Genomic DNA, 13,593 nt, shown 5'->3' with positions numbered 1-13,593 from the left:
AAGTCATGAAAGTTTTATTTCTGGTGCAGAAAGAGCAGCGTGCGATTCTGGATCGTTTGTACGAAGGCATTGCCGAGCACTGCGAGTGTGATACCCGCTGGCTGAGCAGTGATGAGCAGCGCAACCTGCGCGGGTACTTCAAACGCGAAGTCGACGTGACGCGCTATGACCGCATCGTGTTCTTCCTGCGCTTCAAGCAGGAAATCCGCCAGGCCGGGTTCATCCGTACGATCCCGAATCTGGTGATCCTCGAACACGATGCCTACCAGAACTACATTCCCTGCAAGTACACCGGTAAATTCAGTGCCCACTACCGACGTTTGCCCTGGGCACGGGTGATCAGCTCGGGCCACATGGTGACCGAGCGCCTGCGTGCCGAAGGCTTTGATGCGGTGTTTGTGCCCAAGGGTTACGACCAGGCGTTGTTGCAGCCCCAGGGACTTGAGCGCGACATCGAGCTGGCATTTGTCGGCAGCACCAACAGCGTGGCCTATAGCGGACGCAAAGCACTGCTCGATGAGTTGGCACGGGTTGAGCCTTTGGTGGTCACGCGCACCAAGTCGGGTGAGGAGTACTGCGCGACCCTCAACCGGATTCGCTTTTTCGTCAGCGCCGACGTGGGCATGGGCGAGTACATGATCAAGAACTTCGAAGCCATGGCCTGCGGGTGTGTGCTGCTGGCGTTTGACCAAGGGGCTGCGGAGAACGAGGCCCTTGGCTTCAAGGACATGGTCAATGTGGTGTTCTACAAGGACATTCCACAGTTGCAGCAAAAGCTCTCGCAACTGCGCGCCAACCCGCAACTGGCTGCAGAGATTGCGCGCAACGGGCAAGACCTCGCCGTCAGCCAGTTCAGCTTTGCGCGCATCGGGCAGCGTATTGTCGAAGCCCTGAAGCCGCCGTTGCGGCCGCGTGCTCCACTGAGTTTGCTGGAAACGCTGCGCCTGAAACTGGGCGTGTGACATCGGACGCATGGCAGCCAATGATGGCTAAACAACCTATCGAGACTTGAATGCAATTCTCCGATCAGAGCGACATAACCCTCGTCGTGACCAGTTGCGGCCGCTTCGATTTGTTGAAGCGTACGCTTGAGAGCTTCGACCTGTTCAATACCGCAGACATACGCGAAGTCTTCATTACTGAAGACTCTGGCGATGAAGCGGTACGTCTCGCGATTCCCGAGCACTGGCACAGTCATTGCACTTTTTTGATCAACCGTCCGAAGCTTGGGCAACTGGCTTCCATCGACCTGGCCTATGGATCGGTCAAAACCCCCTACATCTTCCATTGCGAAGATGACTGGGCGTTTTACCGGCCTGGGTTTGTCGAAGATTCCAAGGTGGTGCTGGAGCAGCGTCCCGATATCCTGCAAGTCTGGTTGCGTAACTTTGTCTACGATTTGCAGGTGCACAGCCCCTATATCCACCGTGGGCCACGCGAGGTGATTGGTGGCGTACCGTGTTATCCGTTGTTGTCTGAGAAACCTGAATGGCAGGGGTTTTCTCTCAACCCCGGCCTGCGGCGTATCAAGGAATACTGGTTGTGCGCACCTTACGCCGGGTTCGAGGGTGAGAAGGGGCTTTCCAAGCGGTACGCCCAGTTGAATCTGCCTGCCGTTACCCTGGAAGGCGATGCGGTGTTGCACACTGGCTTTGGCTTGCATGTGTCGACATCAGAAGAGCGCGCGACCAAAGCACGGCGTAAGCGCAGAGAGCGGGTGAAGCTGGCAGTCATGCTGAGCCTGGGGCTGGTTATCGGGTGGGCGATTCCCTGGTAATTCCAACACGCGACAACAACGCCTCATAAGGTTTTGCGATGAGTATTCTCAACATCATGTGGGCCGGTGGTTCTGCATTTGCTTCGGTGCAGAAGGTTCATCGGCAGATACTGTCCCGCGCCGACAGCGGCGTACCGATTCACACCTGGTTGCTTCAAGGCAGTGCTGATTCGAGTGACGGCCTGGTTGAACAGGCCGTGGAGTGGAACCTCTCTTCCGCCAGGCTCAAGGGGCGGCACCTCTGGAAATGGTTGATGCCCTTGATGCGTGCACGCTTCCAGAAGGCCCTGCCTGAGGATGTACAGGTTGTGCTTCTTGATGGGGTCGGTGTTGCGCGGGTGCTTTTGCCCGTGCTCAAGCGTTTGCCAAACGTGCGTGCGGTGGTGATTTTTCATGGTGCCACGCGCTTGCGGCGTGCTGATCAACAGTTGTTCGATCAATTCCCGGCGTCCCAACTGACGCTGACGGCCGTCTCGAAAACCCTTGCACACTCGCTGGAGCGTTCTCTGCAACGGCCAGTGACGGTGCTGCGCAGCGCCTTTGACCCGGCCGCTTTTCGCGCTGCGGCGCTTTCCCGTGAGCAGGCGCGATCCCGTCTGGGCTTGCCGTTGTCTGCCACTCCCGTAGTGGGTGCGGTTGGTCGACTGGTAGACGGCAAGGGGTTTGCCTGTTTGTTGGAGGCCTTTGCCCGTGCGGCGGCTGATCAGCCCGATGCGCGCCTGGTGATCCTCGGCGAAGGGCCAGCGAGGCCCGGGCTTGAGGCACGTATTGCAGCGCTTGGCTTGCAGGACAAAGTGTCGCTGCCTGGGCATCTGCCTGATGCGGCCAGCCTTTACCGGGCGTTTGACTGGGTTGCCATCCCTTCGACGGAAGAAGGCCTGGGGTTGATTCTGCAAGAGGCGGTGATGGTCGGCGTGCCCGTACTGACCAGTGAACTGGCAGTGTTCCGCGAGCAACTGGGGGATGCCGGTTGGTACGCCCCGGCAGACAATGCCGCGTTTTGGGGCGAGCTCCTGACCCGCGCGTTCGCGAGTTCGGGTGAGGAGGTTGTCGAGGCTCAGTCGCGGGCGTTGGCGCCGGAGCAAGCCTGGAATGAATTCAGTGAAACCACCCGGCGTCTGTTCTCATGCACCTAGCAGCGCTTGCTCCAGTGCCTGCATTGGAAAGCGTTCGTTCAGCTTCTCGCGCGCAATATAGCGGGCGAAATGCTGCAGGTTGCGCCGCGCCAGTGCCGGGCTCAACGGCGCGCGCAGGAAGCGCATGTCTGCTACGTCGATCAGGCCCATCTGGTTGTCCGGCGTGACGACGATATTGCCCAGGTGCAGGGAGCGAAAGTAGATGCCGGCAGTGTGCAAGCGGCGAATCAGCGCCACCAGCGGGTCCAGGTTCTGCTCCCAGTCAAAGCCTTCTTTGTTGGCAATCTGGCGCAGTGTCTCGCCCGGCAGCGGGCTATACAGCACAGCGGTCATGCCTGCAGCGTCCAGTTGGAAGTACTCAAGGACGGTCAGGGTTGGAATACCGCGTTCTTGCAGCTTGACCGTGTTATCGATGAAGCGCTTGGAGTAGGGGCGCAACAGTGCCGACGAAAAAAAACGTTTACGACGAAACAGTTTAAGAATGTTCCCGTCCGTCAGCAGGTAGACTTTGGGCCCGTAGCTGTCCTTTTCCAGGATTCTGGCGCCTTCAATCATCGTGTTTAGCGTGGTTTGGGGGAGCCTTGAACATTGCATCGTCGGAAAGCCTTGTTGGAGTCACGGGCACAGTGGTCGGCAATGATGCCGAAAGTTTTTAGTTTTAACCATGCCAGGTTGGCAGGTTGGCCGTATTAGGAGCGGGTGATGCAAGCAGGTCGTTGGGCGCGCGGATGGATGTGTTTTGGGTTGTTGTGGTTTTTGCTGGCGATAGCGTTCGCGCCGACCAACAAAGTTTATCAACAGGGGCTGGCGCTCTTTCTGTGGCTGCCGGCGCTGGTGTTTGCCTGGTCTGCCCGTGAGCAACTCAAACAAGTCTGGCGCGCTCAGCGCTGGATCTGTCTGGCACTCGCCGCGCTGGCGGCATGGGGCTTGATCAGCCTGTGGTGGACCAATGCCGAAGACGGCTCCCGCGAGGCCAAGCGCCTGCTCTATATCGGCGTGTTCCTGTTGTTCTTTCCGATACTCGCTGAAGCTCAGCCCCAGCGCGTGATTCGTTTGATGCAGTGGGGAGGCTTTGGTCTTGCCTTGTCGTCGCTGCTGGCCATGATCAAGTTCTATGGCATGGAAGGGAACGTTTGGTACGCGCGTCTTGAAGGGCTGGGTCAGTTGTCTCACCCGATCCTGGGCGCGTATGTGATTGGTCTGGCTGCCGTGTGGTTGCTGCACTGGATGCCGCGTGAGCGCTGGATGCAAGTGGCCTGCATGGCGGCGATCGGCTTGCTCGGCCTGTTTGTAGTAGCCAGCCAAAGCCGCGGCGCCGCATTGGCCCTGTTTTTGAGTGTGGTGGCCATGCCGCTGTGGTGCCGAGACCGGCGCAGCACCCTGATTGCCATTGCGTCAGTGGTGGCGGCAGTGCTGGTATTCCTGTCGATGCAGTCGTTGATGCTATCCCGTGGCGCGTCCTTCCGGCCGCAGATTTTTATGGCAGCGATGCAGATGATTAGCGAGCGTCCCTGGACGGGCCTGGGCCTGGGTGGTGATTACAACCTGTTCTGGGGGGACTACCGTTTCGATCACTCCCACAACCTCTTCACCCATGTGACCATCGAGTTGGGCCTGCCAGGCCTGATCCTGTGGTCGGCGGTATGGTTCGGCGTGCTGTGGCAAGCCTTGAAAATGCGCGACACCCCTTACGGCAAGGGCATTATCGGCATGTGGGTGTTCTCGTCCCTGGCGATGCAATTCGATGCGGCAAGCCTCACAGGCACTCCTCGGGCCGAGTGGTTCATCACCTGGTTGCCGGTTGCGCTGGCCAGTGTTTTGGTCTGGGCGCGGGCCAAACCCGACGTGTGTGATAAAGTTCGCGTCCTACCCAATCAGTGAGCTCGACACATGAGTGACGCACCGCCCAAAGCGGACCAGGAATCCAGCCTGAAAATTTATTTCCGGCTGCTGGGCTATGTGAAACCGTACCTCGGCATGTTCCTGCTGAGTATCGTGGGCTTCGTGATCTTTGCTTCGACCCAGCCAATGCTCGCCGGGATTCTCAAGTACTTCGTGGATGGCTTGAGCAATCCCGATGTGGTGTTCCTGCCCAAGGTTCCGTTTTTCAAGGACCTGAAGTTGCTGATGGCCGTGCCGCTGCTGATCATCCTGATCGCCGCGTGGCAAGGCCTCGGGTCTTTCCTGGGCAACTACTACCTGGCCAAGGTTTCCTTGGGGCTGGTGCATGACCTGCGGGTCCAGCTGTTCAACAAGCTATTGGTGCTGCCTAACCGCTACTTCGATACCCATAACTCGGGGCACCTGATCTCACGCATCACCTTCAACGTGACCATGGTCACCGGCGCTGCCACGGATGCGATCAAGGTCGTGATCCGCGAAGGCCTGACGGTGGTGTTCCTGTTCGGTTACCTACTGTGGATGAACTGGAAACTGACCCTGGTGATGCTGGCGATCCTGCCGCTGATCGCAATCATGGTCGGCAGCACCAGCAAGAAATTCCGCAAGCAGAGCAAGAAGATCCAGGTGGCGATGGGTGACGTGACCCACGTCGCCTCCGAGACCATCCAGGGCTACCGTGTGGTGCGCAGCTTCGGTGGCGAAGACTATGAGCAGCGTCGCTTTGCCGCCGCTAGCCAGGGCAACACCGACAAGCAATTGCGCATGAACAAGACCGGTGCGGTCTATACGCCGATGCTGCAGCTGGTGATCTACACAGCCATGGCCGTGTTGATGTTCCTGGTCCTGCTGTTGCGCGGTGACGCCACGGCAGGCGATCTGGTTGCCTACATCACCGCGGCGGGCCTGCTGCCCAAGCCGATCCGCCAGTTGTCGGAAGTCAGCTCGACGATCCAGAAAGGCGTGGCGGGTGCCGAGAGCATCTTCGAACAGCTGGATGAAGTGCCTGAAGTCGACGGCGGTACCGTGGAGCGTGATCGCGTCAGCGGTCGCCTGGACGTGCGCAACCTGAGCTTCACTTACCCAGGTACTGAACGCGAGGTGCTCAAGAACATCAGCTTCAGCGCAGCCCCTGGGCAGATGATCGCTCTGGTTGGCCGCTCAGGCAGCGGCAAGTCGACCCTGGCCAGCCTGATCCCGCGTTTCTACCATCATGAAACCGGGGAAATCCTGCTGGACGAGGTCGAGATTGAAGACTACCGCCTGCGCAACCTGCGCCGGCATGTAGCCCAAGTTACCCAGCACGTGACTCTGTTCAACGACACCGTGGCCAACAACATCGCCTATGGCGACCTGGCCGACGCGCCGCGTGCCGACATCGAGAAAGCTGCGGCCGATGCCTACGCCATGGACTTCATCTCGGAGCTGCCAAAAGGCCTGGACACCGAGGTCGGTGAAAACGGCGTGCTGCTCTCCGGTGGTCAGCGCCAGCGTCTGGCAATCGCCCGGGCCCTGCTGAAAAATGCCCCGCTGCTGATCCTGGATGAGGCGACATCGGCGTTGGATACCGAGTCCGAGCGGCACATTCAAGCTGCGTTGGATAAGGTCATGAAAGGTCGCACCACCCTGGTGATCGCGCACCGTTTGTCCACTATCGAGAAAGCCGACCTGATTCTGGTGATGGACCACGGTGAAATTGTCGAGCGTGGTACGCATGTCGAACTGCTCGCCAAAGGCGGCTACTACTCGCGGTTGCATGCGATGGGGCTGGACGAGCCGGTCGCGAACAACATCACCTGATCCGACGGGGCGCGCAATGCGCCCCGTTGTTTGTATCTAGTTCCTTACAGGGCTTGACCAAAGCCAAATAATTCGTTGCCTATCGTTTGTTATGTTGGCCTTCTCGATTCGAATGACGAACGAGAGGGCTAACCTTCTTGCGTGGGTAATGGAATGTTGCAACGTCTGTTCTGGAAAATGCTTCCCAAGCACCAGAGGGTGTTTCTGCTGGGGCGTTTGTCGGTGGTTGACCGTCAGGCGGTGAACAAATCCCTGTCTGGGGTGATCACCCTTAATCCCGCGTTCGAGCGACACAAATGCGTGTTTATCCATGTGCCAAAATGCGCCGGCAGCAGCGTGTGCTCGGCGCTTCTTGATGGCCGCTGGCCGGGGCATCTGCCGTATTACTGGTATCAGCAGCAGTTTCCCGAACACTGCCAGCGCAGTTTCAAGTTTGCCTTTGTGCGTGACCCGCTGGAGCGGGCTTACTCGGCCTACACCTACTTGCGCGGCAACCACATGGGTGCCCGCGACGTGCAAGCCCAGGCACTGGTCAGCAGCTACCGTGACTTCGACCAATTTGTGGCCGGCTGGCTGCACCCGGACAACCTGCGCCGCCAACTGCATTTCGCGCCCCAGACCGACTTTCTGGTTGATCACCTGGGCGGGATGGCTATGGATTTTCTCGGCCGTCAGGAATCGCTGGAACAAGATTTCCAGCACCTGTGCGAGCGCCTCGGCGTGACCTCATCCCTGCCACATCTGAATGTTTCACTGGGGCGGCGCAGCGAGCCGGTCAGGGCGTTCTGCTCGGTGCGTACGCGCCGTTTGGTCAGGCGCGCCTATCAGCGTGATTACGAGGTGTTGGGTTATGAATAACCAGTCGCTTGCCAGTGGGTCCGCTGCCATTCGTCCCTTTGCCCTGTCGTTGTCGGCGGCGGCACGGGCCGAGCTCAAGCATCAACAGCCGTGCTGCCTGTGGTTGACGGGGTTGTCCGGTTCCGGCAAGTCGACCCTGGCTAATGCCCTTGAGGTGCAACTCAACGAGCAGGGCCGGCACACCTTTGTGCTCGATGGCGATAATTTGCGCACGGGGTTGTGCAATGACTTGGGCATGAGCGATGCGGCGCGCAAGGAAAATATCCGGCGCATTGGCGAAGTAGCGCGGTTGATGGTCGATGCGGGATTGATTGTGATTGTGTCAGCGATCTCGCCGTTCAGCGTCGACCGAGCAACCGCCAAGGCGCTGTTCGGGCCGGGGCAATTCTTTGAGGTTTACGTCAGCACGCCGTTCGACGTGTGTGCTCGGCGTGACCCCAAGGGCTTGTACCGAGCGGCGTTGGATGGGCGTATCAAAGCGTTCACCGGTTTGGACAGCCCCTATGAAGCGCCGAGCGCGGCTGACTGTGAGATCAATACCGATGAGGTCGAGCTGGCCGATGCCGTTGAGCAGATCCTGGCGGTTTTGTTTAAAAAATAACCAGTTTTGGCGCATGGCGCATTGCGGATAAAGCTCTCGAACTAGGCAGCGCTCACCCTGTGCTAATATCGCGCCCCTGTTCATTTTGTATGTGGGTTGCTCCATGAAGTTGTCCATGCCGCGATTCGATCAAGCCCCTGTCTTGGTGGTCGGCGATGTCATGCTCGACCGTTACTGGCATGGCGGTACCTCACGGATTTCCCCTGAGGCGCCGGTACCGGTAGTCAAGGTCGAGCAAATCGAAGACCGTCCGGGTGGCGCTGCCAACGTTGCCCTCAATATTGCCGCCCTCGGCGCCCCGGCCTCCCTGGTGGGTGTGACCGGCGACGACGAAGCCGCCGACAGCCTGGCCAACAGCCTGCGCGGTGCTGGTGTGCGTGCGCTGTTCCAGCGCATTGCCCACCAGCCGACCATCGTCAAGCTGCGGGTCATGAGCCGGCACCAGCAGTTGCTGCGTATCGATTTCGAAGAACCCTTCGCCACCGACGCCTTGGCCCTCAGCGGTCAGGTCGACGAGTTGCTCGAAGGCATCAAGGTGCTGGTGCTGTCCGACTACGGCAAAGGCGCATTGAAGAATCACCAAGTGCTGATCCAGGCCGCCAAGGCCAAGGGCATCCCGGTGTTGGCCGATCCTAAGGGCAAGGACTTCTCGATTTATCGGGGCGCCAGCCTGATCACGCCGAACCTCAGCGAGTTCGAAGCCATCGTCGGCGGTTGTGCCGATGAGCACGAACTGGTGACCAAAGGCGCGGCACTCATGGCCGATCTCGACCTCGGTGCCTTGCTGGTGACCCGTGGCGAGCACGGCATGACCCTGCTGCGTCCAGGCCACCCGCCGATGCACCTGCCGGCGCGGGCCCGTGAAGTGTTCGACGTCACTGGCGCCGGAGACACCGTGATTTCTACCCTGGCCGCTTCCATCGCGGCCGGCGAAGAGCTGCCTCACGCCGTGGCCCTGGCCAATCTGGCGGCGGGCATCGTGGTCGGCAAACTGGGTACCGCTGCCATCAGCGCACCTGAGCTGCGCCGCGCCATCCAACGCTCCGAAGGCTCGGAGCGCGGTGTGCTGACCATCGAGCAATTGCTGCTGGCGATAGACGACGCTCGCGCGCATAACGAAAGCATTGTGTTCACCAACGGCTGCTTCGACATCCTGCACGCCGGCCACGTGACTTACTTGGAGCAGGCGCGCGCCCAAGGCGATCGCCTGATCGTTGCGGTCAACGACGACGCTTCGGTCAGCCGCCTGAAAGGCCCTGGCCGTCCAATCAACAGCGTCGACCGGCGCATGGCCGTGCTGGCTGGGTTGGGTGCAGTGGACTGGGTGATCAGTTTCCCTGAAGCGACCCCGGAAAATCTGCTGGCTCAGGTCAAGCCGGACGTCCTGGTCAAGGGCGGCGACTATTCCGTCGACCAGGTGGTCGGTGCAGATATCGTCAGCGCCTACGGCGGCAAGGTCAAAGTGTTGGGTCTGGTTGAGAACAGCTCGACCACGGCGATTGTCGAGAAGATCCGCAATAATGAGTAAGGCTGATCCGTTGGTTCTGATCACCGGTGGCGCGGGCTTTATTGGCTCGCACCTCGTGGATGCCTTGCTAGCTAAGGGCTACGCGGTGCGTGTGCTGGACAACTTGTCCACAGGCAAACGCAGCAACCTGCCGTTGCACAACCCGCTTGTCGAGCTGCTCGAAGGTGATGTCGCCGATGCCGAGCTGGTGGCGCGTGCCGCTGTTGGCGCAACGGCGGTGGTGCACCTGGCGGCGGTCGCGTCCGTGCAGGCCTCGGTGGATGATCCAGTCAGCACGCACCAGAGCAATTTCGTCGGTACCCTGAATGTCTGCGAAGCCATGCGCAAGGCAGGCGTCAAGCGCGTGGTCTTTGCATCCAGCGCAGCGGTGTATGGCAACAACGGCGAAGGTGCTTCGATTGACGAAGAGACTACCAAGGCGCCGTTGACGCCCTATGCGTCCGATAAGCTGGCCGGCGAGCACTACTTTGATTTCTATCGCCGCCAGCATGGTCTGGAACCGGTGATTTTCCGCTTCTTCAATATCTTCGGGCCGCGCCAGGACCCGTCGTCGCCATACTCCGGCGTGATCAGTATCTTCAGCGAACGTGCACAGCAGGGTTTGCCGATTGCCGTGTTTGGCGATGGCGAGCAAACCCGCGACTTCATGTACGTGGAAGACCTGGTTGACGTGTTGGTGCAGGCGATCGAAGCGCCGCAGGCTCCTTTGGGGGCGATCAACGTGGGCTGGAACCGTACCACTACGCTCAAGCAAGTGCTGCAGGCGCTGGAAGAAGCGGTGGGCTCCTTGCCATCCGTGACTTACGGGCCGGCGCGGTCGGGGGATATTCGGCATTCACGGGCGAACAACCAGCGGTTGTTGGCGAGTTTCACGTTGCCGGAACCTACCCCGCTGAAAGTCGGCCTGGAACGACTGCTTAACGGCTAACCCCAATCTAATGTGGGAGTGGCAATCCCTCTCCCACATTGGAGTGCAGTTTAGCCCTTGGCCTTTTTCTTCGGCACGATCTTGCGCAACACGCGCCGCGCCAATCCCTTCAACTTCGACTCCTTCTCCGGCTCCGCCAGGCCTTGCTGTCTCAGCCAATCCTTCCAGCGAATGCGCTCTTCCCGCACCAGCCAGCCTTCCTGCTGGGCGAAGCTTTCTGCCAGGTACAAACCCCGCGTACTGGCCGGGTACAGTTGGTCTTTCTTCACGGTGTACAGTTCGGGAAGGGGCTGGCCGTCTTTTAGCGGCATCAGGTACAAGTCCGGACGCTTGCGGTCCAGGCGCGCGACCAACTGGTCGCCTTCCAGGCGCTCATCCACATGGAACAGGCTCAGCGACTTGGCTTCCTTCGGCACTTCCAGGCGAAGGTCGTAGATCAATTGCAGCGATGCCGTGGGCAAATGCACATAGGCCCGTGGTCGTTCGATCAACTGGGTGGTGGCGCAACGCACCGGGCGGGCCGCACCGGATAGCGGGCTCAGGCGAAACGGCAGCGCTTCGCGGTAATGCAGCGCCGCGGAGTAGGGCGCCGGCAGCCAGGTGTCATTGAAGCGCCCGCCGAGCCAGCCTTCGGGTGTTTCCAGCAGGCACTCTTCAGCAATCTCTTGGATGGCGGTGTGCAGTGGCAAGTTCAGCTCGTGGGCCGGGACGTAGCCGGAGATCAGCTTGAGCACCACATCCCCACGGTCCTGGCGACGCTGGCGCACCAGCACCCAGTAATCGCGGTTTTGCCAGTGCAGGGTCAAGCGTACCGACACGCCGAGGTTGGCCAGTTCCAGCACGAAACGTTCCGAGTCTGCCACCTCCACCGGCTTGCGCCGTTGCAGGGTCTGGGCGAAGTTGAGCGGCATGCCCACGCTCTGATAGCTCAGGCCTTCAGGGGTGGCTTCGACGTGCAGCGGCAGTGTTTTAAAGTTGCTGGGGTTTTTTCTTATGAGCGTTCGCGGCATGTCGGCTCCTTTTTGCGACGGGGTCGGCCGCGTGGGCGGCATCAGAGTTGACGAATGACCTTGGCAGCGGTCGCCACGTTATGGGCCAGGTGCAGCGGATTAATGGTCCCGACAATAGCACTGGCGACGCCGGTTTGCGCAAACAACAGCATGAAACTGGCATGTATTGGATCCATTCCGGGCTCCAGGCAAACGTGGCCGCTGGCCAGCGCCTTTTTGACCAGGATGCCCTTGCCATGGGCCGCTGCATAATCAATGACGGCTTTCTCCGCCTGTTCGTTCAAATTGTAGGTGACCATCGCGCAATCACCTTGTTCCAGAGCCTTCACGCCGCCTTCGACGGTTTTGCCGGAGAAGCCGAAACCGCGAATCTTGCCCTCTTTTTTCAGCTCTGCGAGGGTCTGGTAGACCTCGCACTCGTTGAGGATGTGCAGGTCGTTACCATCGGAATGCACCAGCACCAGGTCGATAAAATCCGTTTCAAGTCGTTTCAAGCTGCGCTCAATGGACAGCCGAGTGTGGGCGGCGCTGAAATCGTGCTGGGAGACACCATTTTCGAACTCTTCACCTACCTTGCTGACGATCACCCAATCCTTACGTTGGTCGCGTAACAGCGGCCCCAGGCGGTCTTCGCTGCGCCCATAAGCCGGCGCGGTGTCGATCAGGTTGATGCCAAGCTGACGAGCTTGGCGCAGTAGCATTCGCGCTTCGTCGTCATCCGGAATCTGGAAACCGTTGGGGTATTTAACACCCTGGTCGCGGCCCAGCTTGACGGTGCCCAGGCCCAGCGGCGATACCAGAATGCCGGTGCTGCCCAAAGGGCGATGCAGGTCGTGCAAAGTTGGCAAGCTCATGGCAACAGTTGCTCCCAAGCTGGAACGCCGAGGGCGGGTTTTGGCAGGTCCGGCAGCGGTTCAGCTGCGCTTGGACGGATGCCGTCACGTTCGAGGCTGTTAATTACCCGATCGGCGAAGTCAGGCGCCAAGGCCAGTTTGGTCGGCCAGCCCACCAGCAGGCGACCTTCGTCGGCGACAAAGGCGTTGTCGGGACGGCTGAGGCCTGATTGCAGCGGTTCGGCGCGGTCGACGCGCAGAGTGGCCCAGCGGGTTTGGCTCATGTCGATCCAGGGCAGCAATTGCGCGAGTTCTTTCTGGGCGGTGGCGATTTGTTCCTCGGGCGTACGTGCAACGCCGTCGGCCTCGGCAATATCACCGCCCATGTACCACACCCAGTTGCCATCGGCAGCCGGGTGGGTGGTCACGGTGATACGTGGCTTGGTGCCGCCGCCCAGACAGTGAGCGTACAGCGGCTTCAGGCCTGGGCCTTTGGCGATGATCATATGCAGTGGACGTTTTTGCATGGCCGGATTGCTCAGACCAAGGGTGCTCAGCAGTTCAGCGGTGCCGCCGCCAGCGCTCAAGACAATGCGCTGGGCGCGGATTTCACGGCCATCCACCTTCAAGCCCACCAGCGTGTTGGCGTCCAGCAACGGTTCGATATGTTGACCTGCAAGCAAGCCGTCACCGGCAAGCTGCGCGAGGCGTTCGATCAGGCTTGGTACATCAACCACCAACTCGGCCAGGCGATACACCTTGCCCTTGAAGCGGCGGTCTTGCAGCGCCGGTGGCAGGTCGTCGCCCTTGACCTGATCGACACGGCCACGCACGGCCTTGCTGGCAAAAAAACTGGTGAGGTTGCCGGCGAGGGTGCCGGGGGACCACAGGTAATGGGCTTCGGACAGCAAACGCACGCCCGACAGGTCCAGTTCGCCGTTGCCCGCCAAGGCTTCACGCCAGCGGCGCGGCATGTCGGCAATCGCTTCGGAGGCGCCGGTAAGGGCGCCATGAAGGGCATATTTCGCACCGCCGTGAATAATCCCCTGGGACTTCACGCTTTGCCCGCCACCCAAGGTGGCGCTCTCCACCACCACCGTGGAAAACCCCTGGCGGCGCAGCCGCGCATTCAGCCAGAGGCCGGCAACCCCGGCGCCGACAATCAGAACGTCGGTGGAAATAACGGATGGCATGGGCGACCTCAGTGTTCAAGACAAGAGGCG

At 60.1% G+C, this 13,593-nt stretch carries 13 protein-coding genes; 9 read left to right on the top strand and 4 right to left on the bottom strand.

From position 1 onward, the window contains the following. Window positions 1–5: 5 nt before the first annotated feature. The 3 genes from ACVWXD_RS22250 to ACVWXD_RS22240 are packed head-to-tail and all read left to right on the top strand — an operon-like array spanning window position 6 to window position 2,913. The gene (locus ACVWXD_RS22250; protein WP_095186086.1) at window positions 6–962 is read left to right on the top strand and encodes a glycosyltransferase family protein; all 957 of its coding nucleotides are present in this window, start codon (window positions 6–8) and stop codon (window positions 960–962) included. Between the two features lie 50 nt (window positions 963–1,012). Further along, complete coding sequence (locus tag ACVWXD_RS22245) at window positions 1,013–1,777, top strand: glycosyltransferase family 2 protein (protein WP_099602047.1); 765 nt, start codon at window positions 1,013–1,015, stop codon at window positions 1,775–1,777. 38 nt (window positions 1,778–1,815) lie between these two features. Continuing rightward, complete coding sequence (locus tag ACVWXD_RS22240) at window positions 1,816–2,913, top strand: glycosyltransferase (protein WP_032890406.1); 1,098 nt, start codon at window positions 1,816–1,818, stop codon at window positions 2,911–2,913. Here ACVWXD_RS22240 and ACVWXD_RS22235 read toward each other — a convergent pair. Then, on the bottom strand, window positions 2,902–3,468 hold the full coding sequence (locus ACVWXD_RS22235) for a toluene tolerance protein (RefSeq protein ID WP_457371327.1): 567 nt from the start codon (window positions 3,466–3,468) through the stop codon (window positions 2,902–2,904). The genes ACVWXD_RS22240 and ACVWXD_RS22235 overlap by 12 nt on opposite strands. 147 nt (window positions 3,469–3,615) lie before the next feature. Between ACVWXD_RS22235 and ACVWXD_RS22230 the strand changes: the two genes are divergently transcribed. From ACVWXD_RS22230 to ACVWXD_RS22205, 6 genes are all read left to right on the top strand, one after another. Then, window positions 3,616–4,794, top strand: coding sequence for an O-antigen ligase family protein (locus ACVWXD_RS22230; protein ID WP_122682092.1), 1,179 nt, complete (start codon window positions 3,616–3,618; stop codon window positions 4,792–4,794). A gap of 9 nt (window positions 4,795–4,803) precedes the next feature. After that, the gene (gene msbA / locus ACVWXD_RS22225; RefSeq protein ID WP_032890412.1) at window positions 4,804–6,612 is read left to right on the top strand and encodes a lipid A export permease/ATP-binding protein MsbA; all 1,809 of its coding nucleotides are present in this window, start codon (window positions 4,804–4,806) and stop codon (window positions 6,610–6,612) included. 153 nt (window positions 6,613–6,765) lie between these two features. Next, entirely contained in the window at window positions 6,766–7,470 is a 705-nt protein-coding gene (locus ACVWXD_RS22220) for a sulfotransferase family 2 domain-containing protein (RefSeq protein WP_457371326.1), read from the top strand. Then, window positions 7,463–8,071, top strand: a complete 609-nt coding sequence (gene cysC, locus ACVWXD_RS22215) for an adenylyl-sulfate kinase (protein WP_401383229.1) — start codon at window positions 7,463–7,465, stop codon at window positions 8,069–8,071. Before ACVWXD_RS22220 ends, cysC begins: the two co-directional genes overlap by 8 nt. A 103-nt stretch (window positions 8,072–8,174) precedes the next feature. After that, entirely contained in the window at window positions 8,175–9,599 is a 1,425-nt protein-coding gene (gene hldE / locus ACVWXD_RS22210) for a bifunctional D-glycero-beta-D-manno-heptose-7-phosphate kinase/D-glycero-beta-D-manno-heptose 1-phosphate adenylyltransferase HldE (protein WP_032890418.1), read from the top strand. After that, window positions 9,592–10,527 carry an NAD-dependent epimerase/dehydratase family protein gene (locus tag ACVWXD_RS22205; protein WP_457371325.1) on the top strand — a complete coding sequence of 312 codons (936 nt, stop codon included), beginning with the start codon at window positions 9,592–9,594 and terminating at the stop codon, window positions 10,525–10,527. The genes hldE and ACVWXD_RS22205 overlap by 8 nt, the downstream gene beginning before the upstream one ends. A 50-nt stretch (window positions 10,528–10,577) precedes the next feature. On the opposite strand, the gene ACVWXD_RS22200 is transcribed toward ACVWXD_RS22205, so the two are convergent. From ACVWXD_RS22200 to ACVWXD_RS22190, 3 genes are read right to left on the bottom strand one after another with little or no spacing between them, the layout of a single operon-like run. Then, on the bottom strand, window positions 10,578–11,537 hold the full coding sequence (locus ACVWXD_RS22200; protein ID WP_032890421.1) for a hypothetical protein: 960 nt from the start codon (window positions 11,535–11,537) through the stop codon (window positions 10,578–10,580). 41 nt (window positions 11,538–11,578) lie between these two features. After that, window positions 11,579–12,391 (bottom strand): aldo/keto reductase, encoded by an 813-nt coding sequence (locus ACVWXD_RS22195; protein ID WP_457371324.1) that lies wholly within the window; start codon window positions 12,389–12,391, stop codon window positions 11,579–11,581. Then, complete coding sequence (locus ACVWXD_RS22190) at window positions 12,388–13,563, bottom strand: NAD(P)/FAD-dependent oxidoreductase (RefSeq protein WP_457371323.1); 1,176 nt, start codon at window positions 13,561–13,563, stop codon at window positions 12,388–12,390. Before ACVWXD_RS22190 ends, ACVWXD_RS22195 begins: the two co-directional genes overlap by 4 nt. Window positions 13,564–13,593 lie beyond the last annotated feature (30 nt).

The organism is Pseudomonas sp. TE3911, assembly GCF_054062775.1.
This window is presented reverse-complemented; position numbering and strand designations above follow the sequence as displayed.

Coding starts and splice junctions, on each gene's coding strand:
- ACVWXD_RS22250 (WP_095186086.1), top strand. CDS start 6: ATGAAAGTTTTATTTCTGGTGCAGAAAGAGCAGCGTGCGATTCTGGAT.
- ACVWXD_RS22245 (WP_099602047.1), top strand. CDS start 1,013: ATGCAATTCTCCGATCAGAGCGACATAACCCTCGTCGTGACCAGTTGC.
- ACVWXD_RS22240 (WP_032890406.1), top strand. CDS start 1,816: ATGAGTATTCTCAACATCATGTGGGCCGGTGGTTCTGCATTTGCTTCG.
- ACVWXD_RS22235 (WP_457371327.1), bottom strand. CDS start 3,468: ATGATTGAAGGCGCCAGAATCCTGGAAAAGGACAGCTACGGGCCCAAA.
- ACVWXD_RS22230 (WP_122682092.1), top strand. CDS start 3,616: ATGCAAGCAGGTCGTTGGGCGCGCGGATGGATGTGTTTTGGGTTGTTG.
- msbA (WP_032890412.1), top strand. CDS start 4,804: ATGAGTGACGCACCGCCCAAAGCGGACCAGGAATCCAGCCTGAAAATT.
- ACVWXD_RS22220 (WP_457371326.1), top strand. CDS start 6,766: ATGTTGCAACGTCTGTTCTGGAAAATGCTTCCCAAGCACCAGAGGGTG.
- cysC (WP_401383229.1), top strand. CDS start 7,463: ATGAATAACCAGTCGCTTGCCAGTGGGTCCGCTGCCATTCGTCCCTTT.
- hldE (WP_032890418.1), top strand. CDS start 8,175: ATGAAGTTGTCCATGCCGCGATTCGATCAAGCCCCTGTCTTGGTGGTC.
- ACVWXD_RS22205 (WP_457371325.1), top strand. CDS start 9,592: ATGAGTAAGGCTGATCCGTTGGTTCTGATCACCGGTGGCGCGGGCTTT.
- ACVWXD_RS22200 (WP_032890421.1), bottom strand. CDS start 11,537: ATGCCGCGAACGCTCATAAGAAAAAACCCCAGCAACTTTAAAACACTG.
- ACVWXD_RS22195 (WP_457371324.1), bottom strand. CDS start 12,391: ATGAGCTTGCCAACTTTGCACGACCTGCATCGCCCTTTGGGCAGCACC.
- ACVWXD_RS22190 (WP_457371323.1), bottom strand. CDS start 13,563: ATGCCATCCGTTATTTCCACCGACGTTCTGATTGTCGGCGCCGGGGTT.